Annotated in this window: 19 protein-coding genes; 11 read left to right on the forward strand and 8 right to left on the reverse strand. The window is 37.7% G+C overall.

The window, feature by feature from the left end:
- Positions 1–76: 76 nt before the first annotated feature.
- The 3 genes from HT723_RS04265 (at position 77) to pcp (ending at position 1631) form a co-directional block, all read left to right on the forward strand.
- The gene (locus HT723_RS04265; protein WP_000570119.1) at positions 77–502 is read left to right on the forward strand and encodes a MarR family winged helix-turn-helix transcriptional regulator; all 426 of its coding nucleotides are present in this window, start codon (positions 77–79) and stop codon (positions 500–502) included.
- A gap of 10 nt (positions 503–512) precedes the next feature.
- Positions 513–875, forward strand: a complete 363-nt coding sequence (locus tag HT723_RS04270; RefSeq protein WP_000022854.1) for a DUF1304 domain-containing protein — start codon at positions 513–515, stop codon at positions 873–875.
- Positions 876–986: 111 nt separating this feature from the next.
- The gene (gene pcp, locus HT723_RS04275; protein WP_172934707.1) at positions 987–1631 is read left to right on the forward strand and encodes a pyroglutamyl-peptidase I; all 645 of its coding nucleotides are present in this window, start codon (positions 987–989) and stop codon (positions 1629–1631) included.
- Between the two features lie 25 nt (positions 1632–1656).
- Here pcp and HT723_RS04280 read toward each other — a convergent pair whose 3' ends face one another.
- The 7 genes from HT723_RS04280 to HT723_RS04310 form a co-directional block, all read right to left on the reverse strand.
- A complete protein-coding gene (locus HT723_RS04280) occupies positions 1657–2514 on the reverse strand; it encodes a DUF975 family protein (protein ID WP_172925893.1) in 858 nt (285 codons plus the stop codon).
- A 106-nt stretch (positions 2515–2620) separates the two neighbouring features.
- Positions 2621–3766 (reverse strand): site-specific integrase, encoded by a 1146-nt coding sequence (locus HT723_RS04285; protein WP_172934708.1) that lies wholly within the window; start codon positions 3764–3766, stop codon positions 2621–2623.
- Between the two features lie 356 nt (positions 3767–4122).
- Positions 4123–4401 (reverse strand): type II toxin-antitoxin system RelE/ParE family toxin, encoded by a 279-nt coding sequence (locus HT723_RS04290; RefSeq protein ID WP_172934709.1) that lies wholly within the window; start codon positions 4399–4401, stop codon positions 4123–4125.
- On the reverse strand, positions 4382–4633 hold the full coding sequence (locus tag HT723_RS04295) for a DUF6290 family protein (RefSeq protein ID WP_067194590.1): 252 nt from the start codon (positions 4631–4633) through the stop codon (positions 4382–4384). Before HT723_RS04295 ends, HT723_RS04290 begins: the two co-directional genes overlap by 20 nt.
- A gap of 82 nt (positions 4634–4715) precedes the next feature.
- A complete protein-coding gene (locus HT723_RS04300; RefSeq protein WP_172934710.1) occupies positions 4716–5150 on the reverse strand; it encodes a hypothetical protein in 435 nt (144 codons plus the stop codon).
- A gap of 3 nt (positions 5151–5153) precedes the next feature.
- On the reverse strand, positions 5154–5576 hold the full coding sequence (locus tag HT723_RS04305; RefSeq protein ID WP_172934711.1) for a hypothetical protein: 423 nt from the start codon (positions 5574–5576) through the stop codon (positions 5154–5156).
- A gap of 12 nt (positions 5577–5588) precedes the next feature.
- Positions 5589–6395 carry a S24 family peptidase gene (locus HT723_RS04310; RefSeq protein WP_172934712.1) on the reverse strand — a complete coding sequence of 269 codons (807 nt, stop codon included), beginning with the start codon at positions 6393–6395 and terminating at the stop codon, positions 5589–5591.
- A gap of 164 nt (positions 6396–6559) precedes the next feature.
- Between HT723_RS04310 and HT723_RS11805 the strand changes: the two genes are divergently transcribed.
- From HT723_RS11805 to HT723_RS04335, 6 genes are all read left to right on the forward strand, one after another.
- On the forward strand, positions 6560–6685 hold the full coding sequence (locus HT723_RS11805) for a hypothetical protein (protein WP_275689907.1): 126 nt from the start codon (positions 6560–6562) through the stop codon (positions 6683–6685).
- 84 nt (positions 6686–6769) lie between these two features.
- Positions 6770–7345 carry a hypothetical protein gene (locus HT723_RS04315; protein ID WP_172934713.1) on the forward strand — a complete coding sequence of 192 codons (576 nt, stop codon included), beginning with the start codon at positions 6770–6772 and terminating at the stop codon, positions 7343–7345.
- 281 nt (positions 7346–7626) lie between these two features.
- Complete coding sequence (locus HT723_RS04320) at positions 7627–7836, forward strand: helix-turn-helix transcriptional regulator (protein ID WP_345890229.1); 210 nt, start codon at positions 7627–7629, stop codon at positions 7834–7836.
- Between the two features lie 95 nt (positions 7837–7931).
- A complete protein-coding gene (locus tag HT723_RS04325) occupies positions 7932–8084 on the forward strand; it encodes a hypothetical protein (RefSeq protein WP_172934715.1) in 153 nt (50 codons plus the stop codon).
- Positions 8085–8136: 52 nt separating this feature from the next.
- Positions 8137–8334, forward strand: coding sequence for a hypothetical protein (locus tag HT723_RS04330; protein ID WP_001057654.1), 198 nt, complete (start codon positions 8137–8139; stop codon positions 8332–8334).
- Positions 8335–8344: 10 nt separating this feature from the next.
- Entirely contained in the window at positions 8345–8575 is a 231-nt protein-coding gene (locus HT723_RS04335) for a hypothetical protein (RefSeq protein WP_172934716.1), read from the forward strand.
- A gap of 11 nt (positions 8576–8586) precedes the next feature.
- Here the strand turns inward: HT723_RS04335 and HT723_RS04340 are convergent, their stop codons facing one another.
- Complete coding sequence (locus tag HT723_RS04340) at positions 8587–8796, reverse strand: hypothetical protein (protein WP_172934717.1); 210 nt, start codon at positions 8794–8796, stop codon at positions 8587–8589.
- A 68-nt stretch (positions 8797–8864) separates the two neighbouring features.
- Between HT723_RS04340 and HT723_RS04345 the strand changes: the two genes are divergently transcribed.
- Positions 8865–9125 carry a hypothetical protein gene (locus tag HT723_RS04345; protein WP_000097023.1) on the forward strand — a complete coding sequence of 87 codons (261 nt, stop codon included), beginning with the start codon at positions 8865–8867 and terminating at the stop codon, positions 9123–9125.
- 47 nt (positions 9126–9172) lie between these two features.
- The coding region (locus HT723_RS04350; protein WP_188111006.1) for a Bro-N domain-containing protein at positions 9173–9518 on the forward strand (346 nt) is incomplete at its 3' end.

Below are 9518 nucleotides of genomic sequence, written 5' to 3' on the forward strand. Positions count from 1 at the left end.
GTTTTTTGATTTTAGTCCAGTATTATATTAAACTTGATTAATCAACTATTGATAAATCAATAGAAAGGAGGAAGAAATGATAGAGATTCAAGATTTACTGTATCAACTCCGCTTGTCTGAGCAAGCGAGTACGCAATTGTTTGAAAAAAGGCTTGGGATTAGTTTGACACGGTATCAGATTTTATTATTTTTGTTGAAGCATTCCCCTTGTAATCAAATAGCGGTTCAGGAGCGTTTGAAGATTGATCAGGCTGCTTTGACACGGCATTTTAAGATTTTAGAAAAGGAAGGTTTGGTGGAGCGTCATCGTAATCCTGAAAATCAGCGAGAAGTCTTGGTAGAGGCTACGAAGTATGCCAAGGAGCAGTTAGTGATGAATCCACCTCTGCAGCATATCAAGGTTAAGAAAGAGATGGAAAGTATCTTAACAGAGTCTGAGAGAACAGAATTCAGCCGTTTATTAAACAAATTGGTTTTGAGCATTGAAAATATAGAAATTTAAGGAGAAATAGATGTCAATTATTACAATTATTTTAGCAACAATCGTTGCTTTGGAGCATTTTTACATTTTTTATTTGGAAAGTATTGCAACGCAATCAGAAGCGACTAGTCGTGTCTTTAACATGGACAGGGAAGAACTAGCTCGTCCGTCGGTAAGTTCACTGTTTAAAAATCAAGGGATTTATAATGCTCTGCTAGGAGTCTTTCTCCTGTATGGGATTTATTTCTCACAGAATTTAGAAATTGTGACTATTTTTGTTTTATTTGTGATTGGTGCTGCGGCTTATGGCTCTCTCACAGCAGATAAGAAAATTATTTTGAAGCAAGGTGAGCCAGCTATTTTAGCCTTGATTAGTATTTTTCTCTTTAAATAAGTTCAAAGGTCAATCTTAGTCTCGCTAGTCCTTTTCACTCCGGAATAAGGGAAATATGTTATACTTGTTTTTAAGAAAAAGTCTCATTGAATTTGTTTTGAGGAGTTAGAAATGAAAGTATTAGTGACAGGTTTTGAGCCCTTTGGAGGGGAAAAGGTTAATCCAGCTTTGGAGGCCATTAAAGGTTTACCAGCTGAAATCCATGGTGCTGAGGTCCGTTGGTTAGAAGTGCTAACAGTCTTTCACAAATCGGCTCAAGTATTGGAAGAAGAGATGAACCGCTATCAACCTGACTTTGTCTTTTGTATTGGCCAAGCAGGTGGAAGATCTAGCTTGACGCCTGAACGAGTGGCTATAAATCAAGACGATGCACGCATTCCTGATAATGATGGTAATCAACCGATTGACCTTTCCATTCGCCAAGACGGTGCTTCAGCCTACTTTAGTAGTTTACCGATTAAAGCGATTGTTCAAGCTATAAAAAAAGAGGGGTTGCCGGCCTCTGTTTCCAATACGGCAGGGACTTTTGTCTGCAACCATTTGATGTATCAGGCCCTCTATTTGGTAGAAAAGAAATTTCCACATGTTAAGGCAGGTTTTATGCATATTCCTTATATGATGGAACAGGTGGTGAATCGACCTACAACTCCAGCTATGAGTTTAGTGGATATTAGGCGAGGGATAGAAGCGGCAATCGGCGCCATTATAGAACATGGAGATCAGGATCTCAAGTTGGTAGGCGGAGAAACTCATTGATAGAAAAAAGCTTGAGGGAAAACCTTCAAGCTTTTGGACGTTTTCGAGCCAATACTGCTCGGTAGAAAATTATTTTATTGATTTGAATGTAGGGTAGGAGTGTGAAACTAGCAATCCCAAAGGTAATCCAATTGAGGAAGTACCAAGGAAGAAGCTGTAAATCTAGGACAAAGTGCTGGAACTTGTAGCCCTTCATAAAGGAACGGCTAGTTTTTAGGATTCGTCTTGGTGAGGCCTGTCCTAGGTCTAGACTATAACAGAGAAGAAATTCCACCTGTGAATAGGCATAATACTGTGGAATATAGAGGATATTTCCTACAATGATCAAGATGAGACTTGCAAGAAAGTAGAGTCCAAAGACCATGAGGAAACGCTCGGTTTCAACTGATGAGAGATCTAGATTTGGAAACTCAGGATGTAGGGTGACGAATTTTTTGGCTAAAAAGCTACTATAAAAGAGGAAGTAAATCCCAAGTAAATTAGGGATACTCCATAAAAAGAGATAGAAACGTTTGAGAAGTAGGGTCAAAAAGGTTTGAGAAAAGCGCTCCTCATCAAAGAGAGCTAGGCTGTTTTTTACAGATGGCTCCGTTTTAGAATCTTTCATGAGTGTCAGTGTTGCATAGACGGAACTGGTCAAAAGAATAGTCCCGATAAAGGAGACTAATAGTGGAAAAAGGTAGGCTTGGAATATATGACCAAACACGCTTAAAAAGGGTTGTTCTAAAACACTCTCGTTGATGCGCTCTAAGGGATTAAGAAAGCCAGACAATATGACCAGCATGCTAGGTAAGAGATAGACGAGAAAGAGGCGGGGATTTTCAGCCTGAAATTGTCTGGCTTGCAGACGAATGGTTTTTAAATCAATTTTTGGGTATTTCATTCTCTCATTATACCATAAATAGTACATAGCTTGCTAATCGTTTGAAATCAGTAGGTTTCTAGTGTGTTAACCAAAAGTGAATACGATATTGAATACGGCATGACTTTTAGCTGGAGCGGATGAAATCCATGAGTTGATTAACGACTTCAACACGTTGATTATCATTGATGTGGGTATACATATCAAGGGTGATTTGAACATTATTGTGACCGAGTCTATCTGAAATGATTTTCGCTGTAACACCAGCTTCAAATAGGAGAGAAGCGTGTGTATGTCTAAAGCCATGAGGTGTAATTTTTTTAAGCTCATTGTGTTTACAAAAGAATCTTCTAAGCTTCACTTTCATAGTTGCAGCCAAAAGCCATCCTCCCATATCATTCGTAAATATATAATTCGATTCACGTTTGTAAGGCACACCAGCCTGGAAATATTCTTTTATTTGCTGTCGTTTCCAGAGTTTCAAAACATTCAGAGTTTCATCATCTAAGGTGATAACCCTCTTACTCCTTTTGGTTTTAGGATCCTGAACAGTTTGTTTTTTACCAATCACGACAGCCGTGCGAGAAATGCTTAACAACTTATTTTCAAAGTCAACATCTGACCACATGAGGCCAATTGCTTCTCCAGTTCTCAATCCAGAAAAAGCGAGCAAGTGAAAAAAGGTGTAGTCTACTGGCTTACAATTTGCTTTGTAAACTTTAAGAAACTCCGTTAGTTCCTGTTTTGTATAGTGGTTCTCTTTGCCCTTTAAGGGTCTATTTTTAGGCTTGATAATCTTGTCCAAGGGATTTAACTTAATGATGTCAAGAGAAACGGCATACTTGAAAATACGGCTGATTACAGAGTAGTAATTAGCATAGAGGATATAGCGATTACTTAGCTGGATAGTAACCTTTTGACAATAAGCTACACTGATCTGCTGAATTTTCATATCTGTAAAATACAAGTCAATCATAACATCAAGTTTTTTCTTAACGTTCTGATATGTTGTTGGTTTTACAGTGCTCTTATAGCTATCAAGCCATAACTCAGCGACTTCAGCGAAAGTAGGATTCTGGAAATCTTCATTGTTTGAAAAACCATTCTCTTCAATATCTAAGAGAAGGTCACGTTCGGCAGCCTTTGCCTCTTTAATGGTTTTAAAACCACGTCGTGTTGTGCGTTTTTCTTTTCCAGTAGCAGGGTCTATGCCCAGGTATGTTTGAAAGAGATATCTAGTCTCTCCTTTTTTTGTAATATATTTTTTTATCATAAAAAAGTCCTTTCTTTTCGATTGCTTGCCCGCATAGTTGAAAAGGTGTAGAACTTATGATAAACTATAGTTGTATTTTTTTATCATCCTTTCCATTGCTTGCTTGATGGAAAGTTAAATCCTCACACTCAAAGTTTGGCGATGGAGAGTGTGGGGATTTTTTTGTTTTAATTCAACAAAAAACGGCAACTAAATTTATAGTTACCGTTTCTGCGTGGCAGCTTGTGCCAACCAGATTATTTGCACTAGGATTTCTCCTAGGTTAGTAACTGTGTATTATCAAATATATATCATTTTGTCAAATAAGATAGCGCGCTTTGATTTCATCGCTTAAAATTTTCATCTGTGGGGATTTTTTATCGTCTAAACTTATAGACAGTATTGCGGTGCTCTATTTGAAAGACTTCGATAGTGAGCACATCATCCTTGATTGTAGCTAATATGCGATAATTGCCGACACGATAGCGCCATTGTCCTGAACGGTCTCCAATTAAGCCTTTACCATGTTGCCGTGGATTTGTGGTATTGGCGAGATTATCTCTAATCCACTTCAATATTTTTGTTTGAACAGACCTATCGAGTTTTTTTAGCTGTTTTTCAGCTTTTGGTGTTAATTTAAGCTGATAGGTTGGCATTGTCCAATTCCTCGTGTGTAATTCCTAAATGTTCCATCACTTCTTCGAGAGAATAGCGAGTGCCATCATCTTCAGCCTGTGCTTTTTCAAGTGCCTTGAGATCTGCTTCGTCTTCAAGTTTTTCAAGCAAGAGGCTAGTGACCAAATCTTCTAGTTTGGTATTGTGCTCTTTTAGGTATTCTGCAATAAGGTTATCTTGGTAAGTTGTTGTATTCAGTGTTAATGTTGTCATAGCTTTCTCCTTTGTCCAATTGGTGACTTATATTCCTCTTTACTTTAATTTTAGATTGTTGTCGGAGAGTGTGGGGCTTTTTTTATTTTTGAACTAGGATAGCGATAATTGAAACCACAATCCCTATAATTGAAAGAAGAGATCCGATGGTTAATGCGATTAACCATTTTTTGTTTTCTTCTTTCTCTTTTTGTTGCTCCAGTTTGAAATCAGAGAACATTTTTTCCATTCGAAGTCCTATGTTTTCAAAACCATCACGCATTTCAGTTCTGACTTGGTCGAATTTTAAATCAACTTTTTCAAATCCGTGCTGAGTATCAGAATTGATTTTATCAAGTTTTAAATCGATTTCTGTCTTGGTATATGTATCGTTTGCCATGTATTGTTCCTCCAATTCTCTTGTTACCTCTATTATATCATTATTTTGTATGGGTACAGTTTTTAACGACGTTTTAGAAGCATGAATAGAGGAAACGTTAGAAGTAGTGGGTTTGAAATTGTTTTGTAGTTCTGGCATAGCTTACCCCTGATTTATAAAAGAATGGTAACTATATGCTTCATCCAACTGATTTCCATTCTCATCAGACAGATTGAAATAAAAGTAAAAATCGTTTGGGAACCGAATTGTAAAACTAAAATCAAAATGACCTGTTGTTTTTCCATAACTATCTTTCAAATCTATAAACTCACTTTGAGGTATGTTAATCCTTGTAGCATGGACTGGGTAATTTATGCCATCTTGAAAATAAGCATTCACGGATAAGATATAAGTTTTATCAGGAGCTAGATTAAAAAAATCTAAGAAAGCAATCAAATTTGTTGAGCCAGGGAATGAATCGAAATTAGTTACTGTACCTAAGAGTTGACCACTCTCAGGTTGAACAATTCGAATCGAGGTCATTTTTTCCTTAAACGGATTGCTCTTTTGGTTAAAGCTACTCATGTTTTCTCCTTTTTATTTCTCTCTATACACACTCACGACTTTCCCAATAGTGCGAATATCGTTATTTTCGTCTAGATGTATATCTTCATAATCTGGATTCAAGCTTTCAAGGTATCCCTGACGCAGTTTCTTGACATAGTTAGCACCGTCTACTTGGAAGATACCGATTGTGTTATAGTCAACTTGAGGTGTATTCTTTATAAAAAGATAGTCGCCATTCTTTATCTTTGGCTCCATAGAGTTGCCGACGACATAAGCGATAGCGTCGTAGTCGTCTGGGATTTCATCCTCATAGAACGAAACCTCCATATCTAAATCGTCGTCCTGCATCGAGCCACTACCAGCAGAGACAACCCCAGTAACACGTCGGTAAGTAGTCTGTCTGTAGTCGTCCAGTCTGATGATGTTCTCCGATACTTCGTTTATCTTCGTTTCTTCTTCGTTTTGCTCTGTGTACATCTCGCCGTTTGCGTCTTGACTCTTCAGAAGCTCCTCAGAAGTCCGTAGCACGATTTTTTTATTATCTGGGGTTAATTGTACCACCTTGTCCGTTATCTGCTGTGTGAGCAAATCTGGGGACGTTGTGGGGGTGTCTGCTTTATGAATAGGTGGAAACAAATCGTCAATAGATACCCCAAAAACGTTGGCGATGTCAAACATAGTATCTTTTTTGGGAGAACGATAACCTTTTTCGTAATTCCCAATAGTTGTTTTTCCAATTCCTATTTTTTCAGCAAGGTCTGTTTGTGTCCAATTGTTTATTTTCCTGTATACTTTAATTTTGTTTCCGATGTAGAGAGCTAGTTCTTCTTTATTCATAGTATTTCACTCCTTTTCTTACATAAGATTATATCACAAAAGTCCACTTTTTGTAACTTTTTTTTGTAAAATTGTAAAAAAATTGTTGACTAAGTCCACGAAAGGTGGTATAATTAAATCATGGTTGAGGTAATCAACTAAATAAATACAGGAGGAAAAGAGATATGCGGAGACGCAAAAAGCCTGAAAAGGAAACAAAAAAAGAGCCATGGCTTGACGGTCCTAAGGCTCTGGTTATCTCAACGATTGTTACAGCGAGCGTTGAGTTAATCAAACACTTCTTGAAATAGAAGTGGGGTGAGTGGGGCGAAAGCCCCAAGGCTCACTAACAGTATAGCATATCTTTTGAAAAATAGAAAGGAGGAATTGAGAATATGAAAGAATTTTTGGAGTCTGTATTGGCTCTGGGGGGAACAGGCTATCTAAACTTTTGGCTCAGTAGTCGCATCCGTACCATGGACTATGGGGATGCTAGTGAGCGAAAGTATATCATCGCTCTGATGACTTCTGTCAACTATAGTATCTATCTATTTTTAGGGCAGTGGGATTTTGCTCGTGAATGGCGTCTAGCTATTACAGTTATTTTAGCTTTGGTCTTTAGCTTAATTTTTCCCTTCGCTTTGCGTCTCGTATACAGTGGTATCAATCATTTAAGGGGAAAAAAGAAAAGTAGTCTGGTACCTGTCAAGGTTCGAGATATGATGTTTCAGGACGAGAAGAACCATTATTTTATCTTTGACTTAAGTGGAAAACTACTGGCCAAAGGATTTCTCACGGCTATCAATGGGAAGGCGGAAGAATTTTCTTGTATCGTCGTTCCATATTTTGAAAGTCATCCTGAGTATGCCATCGAAACAGAGCAAGATCTCCACCACTATCTGGAAATAAAGAATCTCGAAGCCAGGGTCTATCTAAACTTCGAGAAAAATCTTAAAATTATTTATTTTTAGATGTGGTGGGATTCGGTCTCTTGAAGTATTCGGGCGGTTGTTTGACTTGGCTAGTCTCGCCCCTTACTTCAGGGATTTGTGATTGTGGAGTCTCTTTGTCCATAGGTTCTTATCCTCCTTTCTGTCAGGATAAGATTATTATATCAAAAAGGAGTTGTCACATGAAAGACAAGAAAAAATTTTGGAATGTGGTTTGCTGGACGCTAACTGGCTTTATCTGGGTGTACTTCATCTGGAAATGGTTTTTTTAAAAATGAATAGGAGGTGATTATGGTTTGCAAATGAAGCTAATCCAATTACGCAAAGAAAGGGGATTGAATCAATCAGATTTGGCAGGTGTTCTTGGTATTTCTACCAATAATTACGGTCAAAAGGAACTTGATAATAGAAAATTTGATATTCATGAAATGTTTACTATCGCTGATTATTTTAACAAAAATATCGGCGATATATTTACACCTTTTTGTCCACGAAACGTAGACAAAAGATAAAAGTCAAAAAGGTCAAACTTTCGTAAATCGCGTAATAGAGCCATGGTCGATTGTCTGATAGCAGAAAGAGAGAAAAATAGAAAGGAGAGGGAGAGATGGCGAAAAAAGAATTTAAAAGTAGTTTCATCGATAGAAAAAAATTAAGTAGTAGTCTTAAAACACTGATGACTCAACAAGCTATTGAAAGAGCAGAGCTTGCTGAGTCTCAGCGTAAGGAACTTGAAGAATTTCTCAAGGACCTATTTTAATTACTTAGAGCCACAGGTTTTTGATGATAGCCTCAATTTAGAAAGGAATACTATGAACAACGCAGCGCAAAAAGTAACACGGATTGACAAAGATGCCTGGGAGATTGCTACGGAGCTGGCGAACGAGTACGGAGTATCTATTTGTCACATCATCAGCGAGAGTGTCCGCTACTGTGCAGAGAATGCCGAATTTAAGGAGATGGACGTTGTCGTTAAACGATTGGTAGTCGGCAGTAAGGTGCTGGAGTAGGAGGGTGGAGATGGACACAAAGAAACAAAATAATGATCTCATCAAAGAAATCATTGAAAAACATTTTGAAAATATGGTTGACGATGTTTTGGCACATACAGAAACCTATTATGAAGCTTTGAGTGCTGTTGGTTGCATCAATGGAAACAATATTGCTGACATGGGACAGTTGGCTGTTTGTTTGAGGAAAGCTATCAGAAAACGTGCTATGCAACAAAAAACACCTAATCATAAAAATTAGGTGCAGAAAGATTACGCATTTGAACGAATGTGTACTACATAATCAAGATTGACTAGATGTCGAAAATCCGTTTCAACCTCTACAAGAACTATATGATTCGCAGTGTCAGAGCAATCATTATATACTTGGAAAAAGTCAATCTTATCACCATTTGAGAAAGTGATTGTGATTGTATCATTATCATCACTTTCATCAAAACAATCTTTGATGAATTGTTTCATAATCTCACCTCCTTTCTGCTTACATTATAGCAGAAAGACAAGAAAGAACATAGAAAGGAGAAAGGTAGATGAGCAGCCTATCAAAAAATTTACTACCAATTCAAAATTTAGAAATTAAGATAGATAGCGACTCTAGTATTCCACGAGTTATTTTGAACGGGATTGATTTTCAAGCAGAAGATATTGGTCTTCAAGGTATCAAGATAATTTGGGAAACAAAGACAGATGAAGTGCCAGAGACACTCATTCAGGTTGATTACATAACTAATCGTGAAGCGCCTCATATAGTATCTGTCAAACAGTCGTTTCAAAATACTTTACTTAAATAGTTGTGGCGAGTTTTATTTACTTTATATCAAATTTAGAAAGGAACTTTATGAACGAAATTTTTAATTTTCACGGTCAGGAAGTCCGTACTTTGACAATTGATGACAAGCCTTGGTTCGTTGGGAAAGATGTTGCAGACATCCTAGGATATAGCAAGGCTAGAAATGCGATTGCTCTTCACGTTGATGAAGAGGACGCCCTAAAACAGGGCATCCCTACTAGTGGTGGAACACAGGATATGTTGATCATCAACGAATCTGGTCTCTACTCTCTCATCTTATCCAGCAAGTTGCCTCAAGCTAAGGAGTTCAAGCGCTGGGTGACATCAGAGGTCTTGCCAGCTATTCGCAAGCAGGGCGGATTTATCCGTGAGGACTTGGACGAGGATGCTTTTA

The sequence above is a fragment of the Streptococcus sp. 2106 genome (assembly GCF_013277315.1).
In the GTDB taxonomy this organism is placed as follows: Bacteria; Bacillota; Bacilli; order Lactobacillales; family Streptococcaceae; genus Streptococcus; species Streptococcus pseudopneumoniae.